The organism is Polyangiaceae bacterium (assembly GCA_015075635.1).
Lineage (GTDB): Bacteria > Myxococcota_A > Polyangia > Polyangiales > Polyangiaceae > JADJKB01.
In genome coordinates this window covers 2,032,730-2,052,544 of record JABTUA010000001.1, presented here as the reverse complement: position 1 = coordinate 2,052,544, position 19,815 = coordinate 2,032,730, and the positions used below count along the sequence as shown (strand labels likewise).

The 19,815-nt window shown below is 68.3% G+C and carries 14 protein-coding genes; 8 read left to right on the top strand and 6 right to left on the bottom strand.

All coding sequences use genetic code 11. The features are described from left to right. Positions 1-198: 198 nt before the first annotated feature. From HS104_09180 to HS104_09170, 3 genes are all read right to left on the bottom strand, one after another. Positions 199-2,571 (bottom strand): VWA domain-containing protein, encoded by a 2,373-nt coding sequence (locus HS104_09180; GenBank protein MBE7480143.1) that lies wholly within the window; start codon positions 2,569-2,571, stop codon positions 199-201. Next, positions 2,571-3,545 carry a tetratricopeptide repeat protein gene (locus HS104_09175; protein ID MBE7480142.1) on the bottom strand — a complete coding sequence of 325 codons (975 nt, stop codon included), beginning with the start codon at positions 3,543-3,545 and terminating at the stop codon, positions 2,571-2,573. The genes HS104_09180 and HS104_09175 overlap by 1 nt, the downstream gene beginning before the upstream one ends. Before the next feature lie 225 nt (positions 3,546-3,770). After that, positions 3,771-4,133: a hypothetical protein gene (locus tag HS104_09170; GenBank protein ID MBE7480141.1), complete on the bottom strand. Its 363-nt coding sequence runs from the start codon at positions 4,131-4,133 to the stop codon at positions 3,771-3,773. A gap of 363 nt (positions 4,134-4,496) precedes the next feature. Between HS104_09170 and HS104_09165 the strand changes: the two genes are divergently transcribed. From HS104_09165 to HS104_09155, 3 genes are all read left to right on the top strand, one after another. Continuing rightward, on the top strand, positions 4,497-5,828 hold the full coding sequence (locus HS104_09165) for a serine/threonine protein kinase (GenBank protein ID MBE7480140.1): 1,332 nt from the start codon (positions 4,497-4,499) through the stop codon (positions 5,826-5,828). Positions 5,829-5,833: 5 nt separating this feature from the next. Continuing rightward, a complete protein-coding gene (locus HS104_09160) occupies positions 5,834-7,792 on the top strand; it encodes a serine/threonine protein kinase (protein MBE7480139.1) in 1,959 nt (652 codons plus the stop codon). Positions 7,793-8,452: 660 nt separating this feature from the next. After that, on the top strand, positions 8,453-8,917 hold the full coding sequence (locus HS104_09155) for a DUF1554 domain-containing protein (protein ID MBE7480138.1): 465 nt from the start codon (positions 8,453-8,455) through the stop codon (positions 8,915-8,917). A gap of 106 nt (positions 8,918-9,023) precedes the next feature. Here the strand turns inward: HS104_09155 and HS104_09150 are convergent, their stop codons facing one another. Next, entirely contained in the window at positions 9,024-11,156 is a 2,133-nt protein-coding gene (locus HS104_09150; GenBank protein ID MBE7480137.1) for a protein kinase, read from the bottom strand. Between the two features lie 60 nt (positions 11,157-11,216). On the opposite strand from HS104_09150, the gene HS104_09145 reads away from it, so the two are divergent. Next, entirely contained in the window at positions 11,217-11,444 is a 228-nt protein-coding gene (locus tag HS104_09145) for a hypothetical protein (GenBank protein MBE7480136.1), read from the top strand. An 18-nt stretch (positions 11,445-11,462) separates the two neighbouring features. Here the strand turns inward: HS104_09145 and HS104_09140 are convergent, their stop codons facing one another. After that, positions 11,463-12,776 carry a serine/threonine protein kinase gene (locus HS104_09140; protein ID MBE7480135.1) on the bottom strand — a complete coding sequence of 438 codons (1,314 nt, stop codon included), beginning with the start codon at positions 12,774-12,776 and terminating at the stop codon, positions 11,463-11,465. A 1,113-nt stretch (positions 12,777-13,889) separates the two neighbouring features. Between HS104_09140 and HS104_09135 the strand changes: the two genes are divergently transcribed. From HS104_09135 to HS104_09125, 3 genes are read left to right on the top strand one after another with little or no spacing between them, the layout of a single operon-like run. After that, positions 13,890-14,924 (top strand): PEGA domain-containing protein, encoded by a 1,035-nt coding sequence (locus HS104_09135; GenBank protein MBE7480134.1) that lies wholly within the window; start codon positions 13,890-13,892, stop codon positions 14,922-14,924. A gap of 42 nt (positions 14,925-14,966) precedes the next feature. Next, positions 14,967-16,493 carry a hypothetical protein gene (locus HS104_09130; protein ID MBE7480133.1) on the top strand — a complete coding sequence of 509 codons (1,527 nt, stop codon included), beginning with the start codon at positions 14,967-14,969 and terminating at the stop codon, positions 16,491-16,493. Next, positions 16,494-18,119 carry a hypothetical protein gene (locus tag HS104_09125; protein MBE7480132.1) on the top strand — a complete coding sequence of 542 codons (1,626 nt, stop codon included), beginning with the start codon at positions 16,494-16,496 and terminating at the stop codon, positions 18,117-18,119. Between the two features lie 108 nt (positions 18,120-18,227). Here the strand turns inward: HS104_09125 and HS104_09120 are convergent, their stop codons facing one another. Continuing rightward, positions 18,228-19,295, bottom strand: coding sequence for a tyrosine-type recombinase/integrase (locus HS104_09120; protein ID MBE7480131.1), 1,068 nt, complete (start codon positions 19,293-19,295; stop codon positions 18,228-18,230). Between the two features lie 292 nt (positions 19,296-19,587). On the opposite strand from HS104_09120, the gene HS104_09115 reads away from it, so the two are divergent. After that, the gene (locus tag HS104_09115; GenBank protein MBE7480130.1) at positions 19,588-19,806 is read left to right on the top strand and encodes a hypothetical protein; all 219 of its coding nucleotides are present in this window, start codon (positions 19,588-19,590) and stop codon (positions 19,804-19,806) included. Positions 19,807-19,815: the final 9 nt, after the last annotated feature.

Here is a 19,815-nt window from a genome sequence, read left to right as displayed (position 1 = left end):
TCGAGCGCCCCGCCCCCGAACCCAGCGGAGGCGCCCATGCCACCACCAGCAGCGCTGCCTCCGCCGCCATCAGGCGCAGCATCGGACGCGCTCAGGTTGCGCTCGGACGCACTGCACGCAGCAATGCCCACCACGGCCAGAGGCAGGGCAAAGCGACTCACTGCGCAGGCTCCCCACGGACAGACGCAGGGTCGATCATCACGGGCAACCGAAGCTCACCTTTACCCGCGAGCCCGCCGCTGCGTTCAGGTCGTCGCAGCTCTTCGGGCAGAGCGCGACCTTCGCGGGCGTCACGTTGTTGTCGTAATACCAACCCGTGTTCGAGCCGCAGGCCGCCTTGTCGGTTCGCTTTGCCAAAGCGCTCGCGGAACCTTGGGTCGGCTCGAACACGACCGAGGTCTTTCCCACGTCGTAGAAGCCGGCGGGCGGAACATCGGACTCGCACGCCATTGCGGAGGCGGCGATGTTACCGAGCGCGGTCTGAAGTTCGCTGGCCATGTTCGCCGCCGACACGGAGATCGCGGCGATCGTGCCACCGGCAACCGCGACGGGGTTCAAGTACGTGGTCGATGAGCCTGGCATTGCTATCGCATAGGTTCTTACTCCCTTGGTGGTGTAGGCGTTTGCGGCCAGCGCCGCGGCGGCCGTTGAACTGGTGTCGCAGTTGGACGGGTCTCCATCGGTGAGCAGGACCACGTCGAACTGCTCGGTCGGCGCCGCGGTCACTTTGGCCATCGCCCAATCAAGCGCGCCCTGGAGCGCCGGATGCGTCGGCGTGCCGTACCCAGTTCCCGCGGCAGCGTCTCCCGGGTTGACCAAGGCGAAAGCATCGATCAAGGCCTTCTCCTGCGCGTCGGTCGGCGCCGCCGCGGAAGTCAGGACACCCAAGGGGACCATCGGGTTGCTGCACGGAGGCGCGTTGCAGTTTCCGGCTGCGCACCCGTCTCCGCGCGCGCCTCCAGACGACATCGGGAAGAACTCCATCGCAACGCCGAGGCCGGCGTTGGCTGCGGACTGGAAGAATGCGGTCATGCCCGCGACCGCCGGGTTCCAGAGGCCGGAGCTGACCATCGAACCGGAGCGGTCCATCACAACGAACAGACGTCGCTGCTTCGCCTGAATGACGTTGATGGTCTCGTATCCGCAGACGGCGGCGACGCACGCGCTCCCCGAGTAGACCGTCCAGTTGTCCTGGCAGCCGCACTCCGTGATGTAGCCGGCGTACCCAGACGGCGTCGGCTTTCCGCTCTGAGCCTGGGGGTTCACCATCATCTCGCGATTCCCAGCCAGCTGGTCGCAGCCCGGCGTCCACGCCGAGCCGTTCCAGTACTGAAGGTCGTTGACGCACTGGCCCGGCGGAATCGGCTTCGTCGTGAAGCACTCGACCATCTGCGGATGCGCCTGGTCCGGGCTGCACTTCGGGTACTGGTTCGAATTCGCAGGATAGTGAACGACGCGGATTCCGGCAGGCGCCGTCGAACTCCCGTGGTTGCACACTGGGATGCCATTCGCGCACGTGATCCCGAGCGCGAGGTCCACACCTGCGCAAGTTGGGTCCTTCTGGCCGGGCACCCACGGCTTGCACTTTCCTTCCTCGGGTAGGGGCGCGCCGGTCCCACAGATTGCGTCGCAGACCGACGCAACTTTGCTGACGCATGCAGAAGTCCAAGTTCCGGTTGGCGGCAACGGACAGCTCAAGCCGCAGGCCGACCCGACAGCGGCGACGCAGCTCGCATCCCAACTCCCAGCATTCTGGCAGCAGTACTCCAGGCCGGTCGTGTTGCAGATCTTGGTGGTGCAGTCTGCAGACGCCGAGTCGCAGCCCTTGACGAGACGCGCGCCGGTGCTGCACGGGCTGTGGCTGCAACTGTGGTTGTACGTGCAGCAACTCGGGTCCGCGTCGCAGATCTGCTTGACGCACGGGTCGCAGGCCCAATCGAGCTTCGCACCGGTTTCACACTTGCTGTGTGCGCAGGTCGCGGCCGTCTTGGGATGCCAGCAGTAGGTGTGCGCCTGGCAGTCCGAACCGCTCGAGCAGGGTTGGAAGAAGGCCTTTGCGACCAGTCCACTCGGCAGGTCGAAGTAGTCGCCGGTGACCCAACCACCCGAGCCGCCCACGCCCCCGGTGCCGCTCGAGCCGCCCGACGCTCCCGCGCCCGCGGCACCGCCGGTGCCACCGCCACCGCCACCGCCAACGCCACCGGCACCTCCGACTCCAGCGGCTCCACCGCCTCCGTCGGCACCACCAGCAGCTCCGGATCCGGCGACTCCGCCCGCGCCACCAGCAGCGCCAGCCCCTGCGGCTCCGCCCGTGCCCCCGCTTCCCCCGGTGGCAGATGTTCCACCTCCTCCGGGTCCCGCGTCTCCGCCGCCTCCCGAGACGGCTCCCGTGCCCGCGGTTCCACCTGCCGCGCCGCTGCCCCCTCCGCTGGTCGATGTCCCGCCGCTCCCGCCTGCACCGCCGGCCGGTGCGCCGCGTTCGTAGTCGAGGTCGTGACCAAACGGGCAACCGCTCAGGACGAGCGCCGAGAGTCCTCCGATGATGATCGGCCGGGCTCGCCGAATGGACATCAGAACCGCCTCGAAACGCTCAAGAACGCGCCGTCGCGGGAGGCCACTCCGTTCACCGCGGTGGCGGGCGCCTTCGAAGGGCCGGCCAGGAAGAGGAAATATCCCCCCGCAGCGATCCCCGCGAGCCCGATCCCCCAGCCGACGAAACTAACGGTCCGAAGCGTCTTGCCGTCCTGCGCTGCGGAGTACCCTTCATCGTTGCAGAGCTTCGTCGTCGAGTCGCAGTTCGCGTCCACTGTCGATTGACGCTCGTCCAGCATCAACCCCGTGACGACTCCGGTACCCAGTGCGACCACGCCGACTCCGCCGAAGATCCACCCGACCGTTCGTGAGGAATCGGGGGCGCTCGATGTGTCCGGTGCCGCTGCCTTCGGCGTTGGACTTGCCGCTGCGGGCGGCGGCGCAGGCCCGAGTTCTTCCGTGCTCGCTCCGGGCGACAAGACCTTGCCAACCGTCACGGTGATCTCGCGCGCCTGTCCTTCGGAAATCGCCACTGGATAGGCCTTCTTGGCGCGGCCGGAAGCCGTAACGACGATCAGATGCTCGCCGGGGTTCACCGGAATTGGCATGCCCAGACTCGCTGCCCCGTACTCCACCTGGTCGCGCAACACCCTGGCGTCCTCGGGAGTGTCAGGCGCCAGGCGGATCGTGAGCCTCGGGACTCGCTTCTCCAGCGCCGCCATTTCCTCCTTCACCGGCCCGACCCGCGAGTCCGTCGGGGACAGCATGTCGAGTGCATCACGAAGAGCCTGCAAGGCGCTCGCAAGCTCGCCGGTCTTCTGGAAGCAGTCGCCGAGATTAATCAAGGTCCCTGCGGCCGGGTCCAAGCGCTGGCTCTCGGCGAGCTTCGGACACGCGGCCGTGTACTTCCCCTCCTTCATCAGCGAGCGAGCTTCTCGGAACAGCGCGTCCGCGGCCGCTGGATCACGAACTTGCGCACTCACCCACGATGCCGTGGTCAGCGCAACCGCCAAGACCATGGGTCGAATGGCGAACATGGCGTCTGCTGCTTTCATCGTGTCCCCGGTCGAGCCAAGCGCTGGCCGTTCGTGACCAGCGTCACTCCATCAGGCGATGGTCGCAAGGCCTGACGGCGCAACTCCTTCGGGCCCGTTCTGCCCGCGCCTCCGCCCGCGCCCTCCGTGACTCAGTCGCTGCTCCTGACGGGCTGCAGCCACTCCTCGTGAGTGGCGCCCAAGTCAGATGCAGGGTCCCGGCTTGCAGGAGCAGAAGTTGCCGGAGCAGGACCCACCCGCGCAGGGGCACTCTCCCGAAAGGCCGCAGTTCGCCCAGCAGGTCACCGTTCCGCCGCAACCGTCGGAGGCCGTACCCGCGCACTGGTTCGAGGGACAAGGATCGGGGTTCGGCACGCATGTTCCACCTTCTCCGGGTCCCGCGTCTCCACCCGCCGCGCCTGCGCCTCCACCGCTGGGTGCAGTCCCGCCGCTTCCGCCTTTTCCCCCGCCCGGCCCGCCGCGCTCGTAGTCGAGGTCGTGACCGAACGGGCAACCGCTCAGGACGAACGCCGAGAGTCCACCCATGATCGTCCGTCGAATCGCCATCTGAACCACCTCGAGACGCGGCGGTAATTATCAGGGTCCCCGCGGTCGGGTCCAAGCGCTGCCTCTCGGTGAGCTTCGGGCGTGCGACATCATGGGTCGCATGGCGACCATTGCGCCGCCCGCTCGTAACCAGCGCAATTCCATCAGTGGATGGTCGCGAAGCTCGCGCCCAGGCGCGCACGCTCCCGCCACATTGCACCCCCGTGCCGCCGGACTTGCATTCTCCGGTCCGAGGGGGGACCCTTGAACGGCGTGCATTCCGAGCTCGAGGGCGTTGACCCGGCCGTGTCCCGCGCGCGCCAGCGAACGGGGACGGTCCTCCATGGCAAGTGGCACCTGGACACGCTGCTCGGCGTGGGAGGCATGGCGGCGGTCTACGCCGCCACACACCGAAATGGCACCCGCGCAGCGGTGAAGGTCCTTCACCCGGAGCTCGGCGGCTACGGCCACGTTCGCTCTCGCTTCCTCAAGGAAGGCTATGTCGCGAACAAGGTCGATCACCCCGGGGTGGTTCGCGTGCTCGACGACGATACCGCGGACGACGGTTCGCTGTACCTGGTGATGGACTTGCTCGAGGGAGAGTCGCTCGAGACTCGCCGTCTTCGGAAGGGGGGCAGTCTCGTGGTCGATGAGGTCCTCTCCGTCGCCGACCAGGTGCTCGACGTGCTGGCGGCCGCACACGCCAAAGGCATCGTCCATCGAGACATCAAGCCCGAAAACGTGTTTCTGACCCGGCAGGGCGTGGTCAAGGTTCTCGACTTTGGGATCGCGAGGCTACGGGAGCTTTCGACCGCCAGCAACGCGACTCAGGCGGGAACGACCATGGGGACTCCGGCGTTCATGGCACCCGAGCACGCGCGTGGACGATGGGAGGAAGTGGATGTCGAGAGCGACTTGTGGTCGGTGGGGGCGACCATGTTCACGCTTGCGACGGGCAAGTTGGTCCACGAAGCGAGCACCCCCAACGAGCAACTCGTCGCTGCGGTGACGCAGGCAGCTCGGCCGATGAGGGAGGTCGCGCCGGAAACCCCCCTGCCCCTCGCCGAGGTCATCGACAAGGCGCTCATGTTCCGGAAGTCCGACCGCTGGCCGACCGCCGCAGCCATGCAAGACGCCGTTCGCACCGCCTACGATCGCATTCGACACGCCCCGATCCACAGCTACCCTCCCCTCGCTGTTCCAGAGTCGGTCGATGACGAGCCCGTGACGACAATCGATGCCCGTCCGGTCGGAGCGCCGAGCCCGACCGGGTCGGAGGCGGCAGTGACGTCGGGGCGGACCGGAGTCCCGCTTCAACCCACACGTTCGCCGCGTCCTTCTCGCAACGTCGTGCTAGCGGCCGCAGCTGCCGCTGGCGTGTCCGTGCTCGTCGTCATCGGTGTCGGGGTGACCTTCTTGGGATCGCGAATGCAGGCGGAGTCACCCTCACTCTCGGCGTCTGTGCCGTCCGTGCAAACACCCGCGATGCAGACCCAGCAGCCGACCCAGCTCGCCGTGCAACGCGACTCGGGGGCAAATGAGCCGACCGTAGCTCCGTCCGCATCGACACCGGTGGTCTCCTTGACCGACCTGCCCACGACGCGGACGCCGATCGCCAAGCCACCGGCGGCGGGCGCGGCAGGCGCCAAGCCACCTCTGGTTCCAGTCGCGCCGCAGCCGAAGCCGCAGAGCGACTGGAAGGACAAGCGTCGATAGCCGCGATGATTGCGCTCTCACCTCGCGACGACGTGCTGGCCGGTCTCGAAGGCCAGTCGTTTGCCTCGGAGCTCGAGCCCGCCGTTCGGTATCGGCTCGACCGGGTCCTCGGGGCCGGCGGAATGTCCGTGGCATTCTTCGCTCTCCGAATCGCGCCCGACGGCGAATCCCCCGTCGTCATGAAGATCATGCGCCCGGCGATCGTGGCTGGCTCGCAACGCGCGGCAGCACTGCTCGTCGCCAAGGAAGCGGTTGCGCTCGGTCGCTTGAACGAGCAGGTGCCGACGACTCCATTCGTCGTGCGGCTGGTCGATACGGGTGCGCTGCCGGTGTCGCTCGGGCAGTCGCGAGCCGACCTGCCCTGGATCGTGGTCGAGTACGTTCACGGCGGGCCAGACGGCACTACGCTGGAGCAGCGGGTCGGAACCAGCCTACGCGTCACCGGGCAAGCGTTCGATCCTGAACGCGCCAGTCTGGCCATCGAGTGCCTTGCGAGCGGCCTCTCCGCAATCCACGACGTCGGCGTGATTCATCGTGATCTCAAGCCGGCCAACGTCTTGTGTTGCGGCTTCGGGGACAGCGAGATCTTCAAGATCGCCGACTTTGGGATCGCACGACCGACCGGAATGATCGCCACGTTCGGCGGGGTGTCGATCGGCACTCCCGGCTACGCGCCTCCCGAGCAGTTCGGCAACGACTCCGCGCAGGTTGGTCCCTGGAGCGACGTATTCAGCTTCGGCTGCGTCATCTACTACTTCCTGACGGGCGAGGATTACTTCGCCGTCCAGACTCCCGCCGAGGGTGTCCTCGCCGCGCGGGAAGCGGGCCGGCGGCGCTTGTTGGAGGCGCGCGCTCTCTGCTCCGAGCTTCGCCAGCGCCAGTCCGCATGCGAAGCCATCGACGCCGCGCTGGCGCAAGCGTCTTCGTACAACTTCGAGCATCGCCCTCCGAGCGCGAAGACGCTCGCCCAGCTAGTGGTGCCATCGTTGCGGCCGCCGAGCAGGGCTCGTCCGACCGCACGCAAATACTCGACGTTCGCCGGCGAGGACTTGACCGTGGCTGGCGGATGGCGCTGGACCGTGCGTCACACACCGGGCGGCGATCGGGTCGTGCGTTGCGTCGCGTGGGAGAGCGGCGGCAGGTGCCTGGCGGCCACCAGCCACGGGCTCGACTTCTGGAACGGAACGTCGTGGCAGCTCACCAAGGCTGCCGGCCTTCCCGATGCTTCGAGCATCCGCGTCGTGCGTCGCCTGCCAGCCGGACAGTGGCTAGTCGGTGGCGACCGTGGCTACCTCTCGGTGCTTGGACCTGACGGCGTGAAGGAGGAGCTCTCCAGCGGCGATGCCGAGATCTCGTTCACGGATGCCGACGGCGACCTGGCCGACTTGGCTGTGCTAGTCGGGTCTCGGGAGTCCGCGACTCCACTTCTGTACTCGGTGTGCGGGCGCCGCTGGCTGCGACCCGCGGCACTCAGCAAAGCCGCCCGCGTCTCCGCGGTATGCCGCACGGAGGACGAAGCCTGGCTCGTGGCTGGGCGCGGCCCCGATGGTGGGTTCTTGGCGCGTTTCGAGCCGTTGATGTGGAACGTGACGCTTCTCAAGGCCCCAGACTGCCGAGCCTACCTGGCCGCCGCCGCCAGGCCCGACCTCGGAGTGGCCGTCGCCGTGGGCTCGCAGGGTCGGACTCTCATGTTGCTGCCGAACGGGCGGATCGACGCGACCATTCCCGGAGAGCCGGACGTGTCTGCGGTTGCGATCGACCCCGGAGGCGGCGTCTGGGCCGCGAGCGCCGGCAGGCTCTGGCTGCAACGCGCCCACCACCCGCAGGCGTGGAACTCTGTCTGGCACGACGCCACGTGGGAGGGCGTTCCAATCGTGAGCGTCCACGCCGACCTCGGGGTGGTCACGGCGATGACGGTCGATGGCGGGATCATAGAGGGAAGCCTGCCGAATCGGGTTCAATAGAACGGATGCTCGATGCCGCGCGCTATTCCGCTTGTTCGCTTCTTGCACGCAGCCGCCGTGGCCACCCTCATGAGCGGATGCCCGTTGGGGCACGACTTCTCGGGGTACGAACACCGCAGCGAACAGGCTGGGGGAATCGGAGGCGCTAAGACGGGCGGAGGCGGTGCACCGGTGACCGGAGGAGCAAGCTCCGGAGGAGTCGTCGGTGTCGGTTCTACGGGTGGCGAGTCGGGGACAGGCGGCCTCGGAGGCGCGGGCGCCGGCGGAGTTGCAGGGGATGGAGGACCTGCGGGCGGAACGGGGGGTGCCGGTGGGATCGCGGGAGGCGGTGGCAGTGGGGGAGGGACAGGCGGGAGCAGTGGTTCGGGCGGTGCGTGCGGCAATCAGTTCAAGCAGTGCGGCACAGGGTGCCCAAACGGCTACTTCCCGAGCGCGGTCACCTGCTCCGGAAGTTGCGGCAGCCCAAGCGGTCCACAAGCCACGTGCGATCCCTTCTGCAGCGCGAGCGCTAGCATTACGGTCTGCGCGGTGACGTGCCCACCCGGCTGGCACCAATCATCACAGTCCCAATCGTCGGCGTGCGGTTGCCCGACCGGGACCTTGACAGGTTGTGCGCGCAACAAGCGGGTCTTCGTCACGAGCACGACATGGAACGGCAACATGGTCGCTGCGGGCGGGCTGCCCAACGGACTAGAAGCGGCGGACAAGCTCTGCCAGAACGCTGGCAGCGCCCTCGGTGGATCGTGGCGCGCGTACCTCTCCGGCAAGGGCTCGAACAATCTGGCGACCAATGCCATCGACCGAATCATCGACGTGAGTCCATGGTACTTGCTCGACGGCACAAGTCTGGCGTTTCCGAGCAAGCAGAGCCTGACCACCGGTCCCACCGTCCCGGTGAAGATCGACGAAAAGCTCAAGGTCTACGACGTATCCGAACCTGCCAAGTGGGTCTGGACCGGAACGGCCGCAAACGGGACGCAGTCATCCGAGCGCTGCGGCGAGTGGGCGAATCAATCGACCATGCTCGGTCGGTACGGAACCTTGATGGCGACGGACGCCACTTGGGTCACGCTGAACACGCACTACTGCTCGGACATTGGCAGGCTCTACTGCTTCGAGCAGTGAGCGCTATCACTGTCAGCTTCAGCGAAGGATTGGCCGACCCGACCCGCCGCAGGGTAGCAACCGACGGCAGCGTAACCCGGGAGGCTCATCCAGTTGAACAGATCATTCACAACCCCGACGCCGGCAAGCGTGTCGCCGAGGCCGTGGGACGGGGCGCCCTTCGCGCCGCCGGCACATCCGCCGCCGGACGCGTCTCTTTGGGCTTCGGAGCGACTACGGAACTTGCGGAATCACTAGGTCGCGGCTCAGCCACGCTTGCTGTCGGCACCGCGCTCGCGATCGGTGGCGGGGGCGTTTCCGCGCGCTCTTCCTCTGCGGCCGACGCTTCGGGCGCCGCCGGCGCGTTGGCGCGCGACTTCATGGCGAACCCACCCGCGAGCACGAGCCCCGATGCCAGAGCGCCGATCCCGATCACCCATCCGATCTTCGCCGGTGCTGGCGGCGGCGACGCTTTTCGCACCGGCTGAGCCATTGCCAGGGGCGGTGATGCCACCGTCGGCGCCATTGGCGTGGCAGCGGGACGCCGGGGTGCGACCGGTACTGCGGCGACCCGCGGCGGCGCGGGACCACTTGCGGCGGCCGCGTTCAGCACGAACTGCGCGAGCTCCGAGTGAGCGAGCTCCGAGTCCTCGGGGCCGCCGAGCAAGAGCGCGAGGAGGGCCCCGCGTGGCGCGGGGTGCAGCGCAGCCGGCGTTCGCGCGAACGCGACCATGACCGAGACCGCCAGGCTCTGCACATCGTCGCCGAGGTCTCGCAGGCGAACGAGCGCGTTCTCGGCGGAGTCGAGGCGTCGTTCGGGGTCGAGCAGCATCACGGCGCCGAGCGCGAGATCCGCGTGCCACAGTGGCTCGATCCGATCGCCGGCGGGTTTCCAGCCGCGTTTCTCGAGCGAGCGCACCAACTGCTGGAGGGCTTGCTCGTGCTCGGGACCCTCGGAGCGCCCGATCCAACAAATCACGCGGCGCACAGACTCTCGCCACTTCGGATTGGCCTCCGCGGACGCGTGCGCGATTACGCGCAGCATTCCGCGTCGCGCCGGATCCGCGACCTCGGCTAGCGCGGTCGCTTTCAGGCCCTTCTCGAGCTCATCCGGCTCTGTCGACCCAGCGGCGAATCGCGCAGCGCCACAGACCAGGAGCGCATCGATACGCGCGCGATCCTCGAAGGCTTGCTGCGGCGGCCTCGATGCCACCCAAAGAGGCTGCTCGCGTGTGGTCGCCTCAACCGTTTCGCCTGCCGGCGCAGCGGTCTGAACCCTGCGAGGTGGTTCGACTGGGTGTTCGCGCTTGTAGCGCTCGAGTGCAGAGCGGAGCGCCGCGGCCATCTCCTGCATCGTCTGCTGCCGGTGATCCGGATCCTTTGCAAGCGCCGTGAGCACCAGCGCCTCGATGAACTCCGGGACGTCGGGGGCGTGCTCTCGCAGCGGGCGGGGGATGGTGTAGATCTGCCGGAGGCCGAGCTCCTGCGGCGGCGGGAGATCGAGCGGGCCCGGGCCTTCGCTCCAACAGTGCCGGCCCGCGATCATCTCGTAGAGCATGTGACCGACCGCGTAAACGTCGGCCCGCGCGTCGGCGAGCCCGGCGCGCAGCCGTTCGGGCGGCATGTACGCCTGGGTGCCGATGAGTCGGAAGCGATCGGTGGTCTTCAGCATCTGTGACCGCCGCTGCTTGCTCGTGATCTTGCTGGTGCCGAAATCGAGGATCTTGATGCTGTCGCTCTCGGCGACCACGAAGATATTCTCGGGCTTAAGGTCGCGGTGGATGACACCAGCGGCATGAGCGACCGCGACTCCCTCCGCGACTTGCATCCCGAAGCGCAGGGCGCGCGCGATGCTCAGCGGGCCTGCGCGGAGGATCTCCTCTCGTAGCGTGCGCCCGTCGAGCAGCTCCATCGTGAACCACACCGTGCGGTCGGTCACTCCACCGTCGGTGATCTGCACGATGTTTGGGTGTCGCATCTCGGCGAGCGTTCGGGCCTCGGCTCGCATGCGCTCCGGGTTGTCCCCGCTCTGGTTGTGCAGGGCCTTGAGCGCGACGTGCATGCCGGTGAAGGCGTGCTCGACCTCGTAGACTGCACCGACTCCGCCGGCGCTGAGGCGCCGGATCACCTTGTAGCGGCCCTCGACGACATCCCCGGGCTTGAACGGGTCATCACCTCGGTCGGAGTAGCCGCTCGCGTCCACCATCACGCCCACGTCCCAGGTGCCGAGCGAGCATACTCCTGTCGCACGGCACGACAATCAGCGCGCGAATCTCGCGGCGATCGTCGAAGAAGCTGCGTGGTGATAGATTTCAAGGCGATGAGGCACGCGCATATCCACCCACTGCCCCGGGAGCCCCGGGTCGGCGACATCGTGTCGTTCCCCTTCGGGAGCTACACGGCGCGCGGTGACGTCATCGAGGATCGAGGGCATCTCGGTCGCGATGGGGAGCGGATCATTCGCGTGCGTGTGGAGGTTGGCAACGATCTCGAGCCGCTATTGACCGAGATCCCGTCGCGAGTGGCGACGGTCGTGCGCTCCCGCTGATCGCGGTGGGATCGAGACTCAGCGCGCGAATCTCGCGGCGATCGTCGCCGCCAGCGCGGCGGCCACGACGCTGGCCACGAGCACTCCGAGGATGGCGAAAGCCGACGGCGCCTGGACCACCCAGAGCCCCACGAAGGATGTCGCGATCGCAGCGAAGATCCCGGCCGCATAGGTGCTGGCGGGCGTCGAACCCGAAGCGGGCGCGGGCGGGGGGTCGGGCACCGGCACGGGTGAAGGCGGGACGCCCGGGGCGGTCCGCGTCGAGACCTCGGGAGCTGACGGCGGCGGGCGGTCCTCCAGGACTTCCGTCGGCACGACTCGGCGGGCGGCCGGGCGGTCTTGCACCGTGTCTTCGAACACTGGCGCGCCGGTTCGGATCGTGGCGGTTGGTAGGGCCGTCGCCGCAGCCGGCGTTGGGCTTGGCTCGGTCTCGAGCCATCCCATCGGCGTGCTTCGCTTCGAGGCGATCGATGCCAGGGCCACCTCGAAAGCCTGCGCGGTTTGAAAGCGGTCGTCCGGCGACTTCTGGAGCGCACGCAGAATCGCGGCGTCCAGCTCGTGTGGCACAGCCTGCTCCGAGTATTTCGACGGCGGCTCGGGATCGTCAGTCAGATGGGCGATGAACAAGTCATCGCGTCCGTTTACGTGATCGAACGGGCCACGCCCGGTGATCAACATGTAGAGCATCAGCCCGGCGCCGTAGATGTCGGCTCGCTGATCGACATCCTTGCCCCGTACCTGTTCGGGACTGACGTAACGCGGCGTACCCACGATCACGCCTTCTGCTGTCGGGAGCGAGGGTGGCGCCGGTGCCCTACCTCCGTGGCCGCCGAGCACCTTCGCGACACCGAAGTCGAGGACCTTGACCACGCGCTCGCCGCTCGGAGTGCGGTGCAGGAACACGTTGTCGAGCTTGATGTCGCGGTGCACGAGACCGAGGCCGTGAGCGGCGGAGAGCGCACCCAAGACCTGTCGCATGATTTCGATCGCCTTCTCGACGCTGAACGGGCCAGCTTTCCGGAGCTCCTGCCCCACGGTGCAGCCCTGAAGCAGCTCCATGACGAAGAAGGGGCGGCCGTCCGCGGTGGTCCGGAAGTCGCTGACGCTGACGATGTTCGGGTGCTCGAGCCGCGCAAGGACCTGGGCCTCGACCCGCATCCGATCGACGGTCCCCGCGTCCTTCGATAACTCCGCCCGAAGCACCTTCGCGACCATCAACTTTCCGACGATCTCGTGCTCCACCTCGAAGACCTCGCCCATGCCACCTGCGCCGAGGCGGCGCAGGGCCCGGTAAGGGGTGCCTTCGAAGGGGTTCTTTTGCAGTGCGGTCATCAGATGCCCGGCCCGGACAATGAGTCTACCGAAGAAATCGAGCAACCCGCGCGGCGCGCGCGCCGAGGAGGCGCCATCGAATCAGGCGCCGCCCCGGCCTGCCGCCCAACCCTGGCCGGCTCCCATTCCTTGGCTCGCAGCCGTGGTCGCGCTACTCCTCCGTCCGGGAGAACGGCGGGGAACGGGCGATGACCGAACGAGCCTCCAAGCCAGCCGAGCCGGGAAAAGCCGGCCCGACGCATCTGGAGACCGTGGAGTTCGAGCCCGGGGCCTTCAGCGACGTCGCGCCCGAGGACATCGAGCGACTGAAGCGGGGCGAGGCGCTGCCGCCGAGGGCACCGTTGCCGCTGGCGGGCGGGGACCTGCGGGAGGTGCCCCCCGACGCCACGCCGATCGACCTTCCGAGCCAGGCGGCGGCGTACGAAGGGCCGCGTGAGCTTCCAGGCCGAACGAATCACAACACGTTCGAAATGCAGACGGTCGCCGTGGAACCCGACGTCGATCCGCGAAAGGTGCCGACCCAACGCAAGCTCCGCAGCCCGATCGAGAAGGACACCATCCGAGACTTGGTCCGACGCGAGCCCACGCTTCGCGGCTTGCACGCAGGCGCGCCAGGCGCAGACGAGGCGCCGCCGAGTGCGGGGCCGGCGCCTGTCGTGGTGCCCGGACCGGAGACACCAGAGTGGGCCGATGAGGCACCAGCCAGCGAGCACGGCGTCGAGCCCCCGGCGCGGCCTCCGACCAAGCCGCGCGGCATCGCTCTGATTTTGGTCGTGCTTGCGATCGCGGGTGTCGTCGGGACCGTGGTCGCGCTGGGCAGTCCCGACCCGGTACCCGCACCTCGCGCGAGTGCGGTCGAGCCGCTTGAGCCACCCGAACCCGTAGTTCCGGCCACCCAGACGGCGCCCGTCGTCACTACCTCGATCGAATCCGCCTCGCCGGCGACGCCCGCCGCGGCGGCCCCGGCGGCGCCCACGAAGCGGATTCCGGCCGGGCCTGCGTCTTCCGCGCCGGCCCTCGGTGCGAAACCCCGAAGCTCGGCTCCCTCCGCGAGCCCCTCGCCACCGGCAGCGCCCAGTACCGACAACCCGTTCGGCCCCAGTGTTTTCTGACATGCGCACGCTACTTCCCCTCTTCGCCGTCATCGTGTCGTGCTCCGTGCTCTTGTCGCATGGCGCCCAGGCCGACCCACTCAAGCCGACTCAAACCGAGATTGATCGCGCACACGAGCTCTTCCAGCGCTCCAAGCCGCTTCAGGACGCGAAGAAATACGAAGAAGCCGCTAAGCTCCTGACGGAAGCGTGGTCGCTCCAACACAGCCCGGACATCGCGACCAACCTTGCGATGTGCGAAGGCATGCTCGGGCGATATCGCGATGCGGCAGAGCACCTGTCCTTCGCCCTGCGCAATATGCCGCCGAGCGCCGACGCTGCCCAGCGCGAGCGCGTCGCGAAGGCCCACGCGGAGGCGAAACGCGAGGTGGTCGAGCTCAACCTGACGGTCGCGCCAGAACGCGCCGAAATCTCGATCGACGGGCGCACCGTGGGCTCCGCACCCTTTGACGGACCGCTTTACGTCGAGCCCGGCGAGCGAACGATCACCGCAACCGCGGCGGGATTCGTGCAAAAAGCCGAGGTGGTGAGAGCCAAGAAGGGGCAAAGCGTGAACGTCGCCCTCGTTTTGGAGCGCGTCGCGTCGAGCCCAGCGAGCTCGGAGCAACCGGCCAACGGCGTTCCGCCCAGTCCCAGCTCGGCACCGGCACCAAAGAGCATGCTGCCTGTCTACATCGCGGGTGGCGTCGCCCTGGTGGGTCTCAGCGGCGCCCTGGTCTTCGAGCTCTCGCGCAGCTCGAATGCGACGGACGCCGCAGCCCTCTCCGACGCAGTCGATCCCAAGGGCTGCGGGACCGGCACAGCTACTCCCAGCGAGTGCGCCGACCTTCACGACAAGAACCTGGCAACGAATCGCGCCGCCGATCTCCGTAACCTCTCGCTGATAGTGGGCGGTGCCGCAGTCGCGATCGGCATCGGCTACCTGCTCTGGCCAACGTCCGGGAGCCCGTCTGCACGAACAAGCGCGAAGACCATCACCGCAATGCCCGCGGTCTCGCCGTCCCAAGCGGGCCTCTTCCTGTCCGGAACTTTTTGAGAAACACCAATGCGAACGAAGACAATTGTCCTTGGAAGTGCCTTGATTCTCGCATTCTCGTCCGGCTGCTCCGGCGACCCCTCCTGCGAGGATGACAAGACGTGCAATCCCGCCACCGGTGGTGCGAGCGGCGGCGGAAGCGGGGGAACCGGAGGCACCTCGGGAACCGGGGGCACGGGCAACACGGGGGGCACAGGCAACACGGGCGGTGCTGGCGGCACCGGCGGTGTGTCGGGCTCCGGCGGTATCAGTGGCACCGACGGGGGGCAGTGCGACACGAGCAAGACTCCGAGCGAAGAAGTGTGCTTGGTGGACGATCAGCACGCGGTGTTCGTGAACGGCACGGTCGCGACGACGGGCACGGGGACGAAGGCCAGCCCGTTCAAGACGATCACCGAAGCGCTCGCGGCGGCGAGTGGAAAGTTGATTCTGGTGTGCGACACCACGTACGCAGAGCAGGTCAAGGTCACCGCCGGCGTGAAGGTGTTCGGCGGATTCTCGTGCACGGACTGGAGCTACGAGACGGGTAAGCGCGCGGTGGTGAAGCCGGCGGCGAAGGGAACGGCGCTAGACATCAACGGCGTGAGCGCGACGGTCCTAATCGAGGACGTCGAGTTCGGGTCAGCTGACGCGACCGCGGCCGGCGAGAGCAGCGTGGCCGCAACCATCGCGGCGAGCACTGACGTGAAGCTCCACCGTGTGAAGCTCGCGGCGGGCAAGGGCGTCACGGGCACGAACGGAGTCCTAGGCCCATTCACCTATCCCGCGCAAAGCACGTTGAACGGAAACAGCGCATCTGGGATCGCAGGCGGAGCGCCAAAAGCCTGCAGTTGTCCGGCAGGAGATCAGACCACCGGAGGCGCCGGTGGAAACGCACCAACGCCGCAGGACGGTAATCCTGGACTCCCCGCGCTCGGCGGCGGCCAGGGCGGCGTAAAGCTTGTCGGTTGCGGTTCAGGAGGCACCGGCAAGGACGGCGCGGCGGCACCCGCGGCGACTTCAGCCCCCGGCGCCTCTACCCTCGGCACGCTGGCCGGCACGACCTGGATGCCAACCAAAGGCGCGAACGCCACTCCCGGCGGCCCAGGCCAAGGTGGCGGTGGCGGCGCAAGCTCGGTCTCCGGAGGAGGTGGCGGCGGCGGCTGCGGCGGCTGCGGCGGAGCAGGCGGGCCGGGTGGCGGAGGTGGTGGCGCGAGCATCGCGCTCGTCACGGTGGACTCCACGGTCTCCATCGACGCGGGCAGCGAGCTCGCGACCGCGGATGCGGGGAACGGTGGCGCGGGCGCGGCGGGACAGGTAGGGCAGCCCTCCGGAGGTAACGGCGGACTGCCTGACGTGAGTGGGGGATGCCAGGGAGGCGCGGGCGCTGCCGGCGGAGCAGGCGGAGCAGGCGGCGGCGGTGCCGGCGGCATCAGCGTGGCCGTCGTCTGGAAGGGCTCAGCCGCACCGTCCATCGACGGCAGCGCAAAGGTCACGCTGGGCCCGAAGGGCAACAAGGGCGCCGGAGGCAAGGCCGGCAGCAACGATGGCATCGACGGCCTTGCGCAGAACACGCTCGAGGTGAAGTAGGTGCACTATCCGACCCGCTCTTCCCCTCCCGCGGCCGCCGCGAGCGCAGAGCGCGAGCGCGGACGCATGGGAGGGGCAGCGCCCGCAGCCGCCCGCAGGGCGGCGAGCACGCTGGGAGTGGGCATCATCGCCTGCACGCTCTCCTGCTCGAGCGGGGAATTCGAACCGTCGAGTGCCACCGGTGGTGCGAGCGGCGGCGGGGGCGGGGGGACCGGAGGCACCTCGGGAACGGGGGGCACGGGCAACACGGGGGGCACAGGCAACACGGGCGGTGCTGGCGGCACTGGCGGCGTGTCGGGGTCCGGCGGTACCGCTGGCACCGACGGCGGGCAGTGCGACACGAGCAAGACTCCGAGCGAAGAAGCGTGCTTGGTGGACGATCAGCACGCGGTGTTCGTGAACGGCACGGTCGCGACGACGGGCACGGGGACAAAGGCCAGCCCGTTCAAGACGATCACCGAAGCGCTCGCGGCGGCGAGTGGAAAGCTGATTCTGGTGTGCGACACCACGTACGCAGAGCAGGTCAAAATCACCGCCGGTGGGAAGTTGTTCGGCGGATTCTCGTGCACGGACTGGAGCTACGAGACGGGTAAGCGCGCGGTGGTGAAGCCGGCGGTGAAGGGAACGGCGCTGGACATCAACGGCGCGAGCGCGACGGTCCTAATCGAGGACGTCGAGTTCGGGTCAGCTGACGCGACCGCGGCCGGCGAGAGCAGCGTGGCCGCAACCATCGCGGCGAGCACTGACGTGAAGCTCCACCGTGTGAAGCTCGCGGCGGGCAAGGGCGTCACGGGCGCGAGTGGGGTGCTGTCGGCTTACACCTACCCGACCCAGGCGAGCTTGAACGGCAACAACGCGAGCGGGCTCGCTGGCGGCGCAGTGAAGCAATGTGTTTGCCCTGCCAGCGACAACACGATCGGGGGAGCCGGCGGGAGTGCGCCCACGCCACAAGCAGGAAACCCGGGCCTCCCGGCTTTGGGCGGCGGACAGGGTGGTACGCCCGGCAGTTGCGGCAGCGGCGGCGCGGGCAAGGACGGTTCGCCTGCCTCTGCGGCCTCTGACGCCGCCGGGGCGAGCACCGTCGGCACGGTGGTCGGTACGGCCTGGTCACCAGCGAAAGGAGCCAGTGCCTCCCCCGGCGGACCGGGCCAAGGCGGCGGAGGGGGCGCGAGCTCTGCCACGGGCGGTGGTGGCGGAGGAGGCTGCGGCGGGTGCGGCGGTGCGGGTGGACCAGGCGGCGACGGGGGCGGCGCCAGCATCGCACTCATCGCCCTCGACTCAACCGTAAGCCTCGATGCCGGCTGTGAGCTCGTCGCGAGCGATGCGGGCAACGGCGGGAATGGCGTTGCGGGGCAAGCCGGTCAGACCTCCTTTGGTGGGGGTGGCATCCAAGGCTCACTCGCCTGCCAAGGGGGAAACGGAGCAGCCGGGGGCTCTGGCGGGGCCGGTGGCGGTGGTGCCGGTGGCATCAGCGTCCCCGTCGTCTGGAAGGGAACTGCCGCACCGACGATCAACGGCAGCGCCAAGCTCACGTTCGGGAAGAAGGGCACGAAGGGAACGGGCGGCAAGCCCGGCTCCAACGACGGCATCGACGGCGTCGCGCAGAACGTCCTTCAGGTGAATTGAGCCCGATGCGCAGCGAGTACACGCTCGAGAACGGCCGGCCCAATCCCTATCTCCGGAAGCTCGGCAAGCGCGGTCGGATGGCACTGATCGCCTGGTGGCGTCGCCTCGTCACGCGGCGACGCTGAGCTCCCACGTGGGCCGCGCCACGTCCTTCACCCCCAACACCCTCCTCGCCGCCGCCTCATTCGGCTTGGTGTACCGATTCGTCGTGCTGATGTGCTTGTGCCCGAGCAGGAACGCGACCCCGACGAGGTTCCCCGACTCCGCCCATTCCGTCGCCCGCGAGTGCCGCAGGTCGTACGGCGTGAACGTCGCAGCCTTCTCCGGCGGCAGCACCGCTCGGGCCGCCGCGGTGAGCCGGTCCCGGCAGTGGTGGCGCCCGAAGATGACTCCGACGTCTGGGCAGACCGAGTCGATCGCGGCCCGCGCCGCTTCCGTCAGGGGGATCTCCCGACCGAAGCGCGCCTTGTCGATCTCGTCAGTGATCAGCAGCGTGGCCGATCCACGAGTGTAGTGCTCGGGCACGTTCAGGTTGTCGATCGTCTTCGGACGGAGCGCGGTCTCCCACGCGAAGCGGATCCGCGCGCGGACCGGGAACAGCTTGCCGCCGGGCTTCTTCGACCACTCGGGCAACGCCTCGATGATCGCCAACGCCTCCGCGGGCGTGATTACCGTCGCTTTGCTTCGCCGACGCTTGAAGTACGCCGTTCCCGTGGCGCGGGGCGGCGGGTTCGGGATGTGCGGCTCGCGCGAGAGCACCCCCTGCTGCACGCACCAGCGCACGAAGCGCCGGAGTGCGCTCAGCTCCTTGCGGACGGTCTGGCGCTTCACCTTCCGCAAGCGCTCGCGGCTGTACTGGGCGCAAGCGGCGTCGGTGATCCCCGCCATCGAGCCGAAGAAGGCCTGGAAGTGGCGCGCGTAGATCACGAAGGTGTCGAGGGTCGCGGCGTCGAGCTCGCCTTCGATGTCGGCGATCCAGGTCGCGGCGATCTCGACCAGCGCGAGCTCCGGGCCCAGAACCTTCAGCCGGCGCGCCGGTGCGGAGAGCTGGTGCTCGGAGTAGAGCTTGGACGCACGCCTTGCAGCTTCTTCAGAATCTCTTGCGCCCGTGGCGAGCTCCACGCGCTCGCCCGCGACGGTGAAGCGGACGAAGTAGCGCCCGCCGCGCTTGCGCAATTTCCAGCCTTCTGACGGTCGAGCCATGCTGCGAGATCCTCCTTCTTGAAGAGCGGTTTCCGGCCGATGCGGTGCTCCGCCACGCCCGCCCGCACGTGCGCGTCGAACGTCCGCACGCTGACGCGCAGGTAGCCGGCCGCCTCGCGCCGAGTCAGGAACGGCGACGCGGGATCCTCCGCGCACCAGAAGAGCGGCGCCGGTGCGGCAACGACGTAGTCCATGCGAACCTCCCCAATACTGACCGCCAGTATAGTGGTTGCGCGATGGCTAGTCAAGTAGCTACTGTATTGGCATGGCTACGAAAAAGCGGCGCCCGCGCCTCGAAGTCGAGATCGAAGAGCAACCCGCGCCGAAGAGCCGATTGTACATCGATGACGACGTGGCCGACGCGCTCCGCAAGGTCGCGCGCGCGGAGCGGATGGAGCTCACCCCGATGATCGAGATGCTCCTCCGCTACTGGCTTGAGCGCGAGCGCCCCAAGTGGCGGCTCGTCGAGCGGCGCCCCAAGTGACCGCAGGAG

Coding starts and splice junctions, on each gene's coding strand:
- HS104_09180 (MBE7480143.1), bottom strand. CDS start 2,571: ATGTCCATTCGGCGAGCCCGGCCGATCATCATCGGAGGACTCTCGGCG.
- HS104_09170 (MBE7480141.1), bottom strand. CDS start 4,133: ATGGCGATTCGACGGACGATCATGGGTGGACTCTCGGCGTTCGTCCTG.
- HS104_09165 (MBE7480140.1), top strand. CDS start 4,497: ATGGCGGCGGTCTACGCCGCCACACACCGAAATGGCACCCGCGCAGCG.
- HS104_09160 (MBE7480139.1), top strand. CDS start 5,834: ATGATTGCGCTCTCACCTCGCGACGACGTGCTGGCCGGTCTCGAAGGC.
- HS104_09155 (MBE7480138.1), top strand. CDS start 8,453: ATGGTCGCTGCGGGCGGGCTGCCCAACGGACTAGAAGCGGCGGACAAG.
- HS104_09145 (MBE7480136.1), top strand. CDS start 11,217: ATGAGGCACGCGCATATCCACCCACTGCCCCGGGAGCCCCGGGTCGGC.
- HS104_09140 (MBE7480135.1), bottom strand. CDS start 12,776: ATGACCGCACTGCAAAAGAACCCCTTCGAAGGCACCCCTTACCGGGCC.
- HS104_09135 (MBE7480134.1), top strand. CDS start 13,890: ATGCGCACGCTACTTCCCCTCTTCGCCGTCATCGTGTCGTGCTCCGTG.
- HS104_09115 (MBE7480130.1), top strand. CDS start 19,588: ATGGCTACGAAAAAGCGGCGCCCGCGCCTCGAAGTCGAGATCGAAGAG.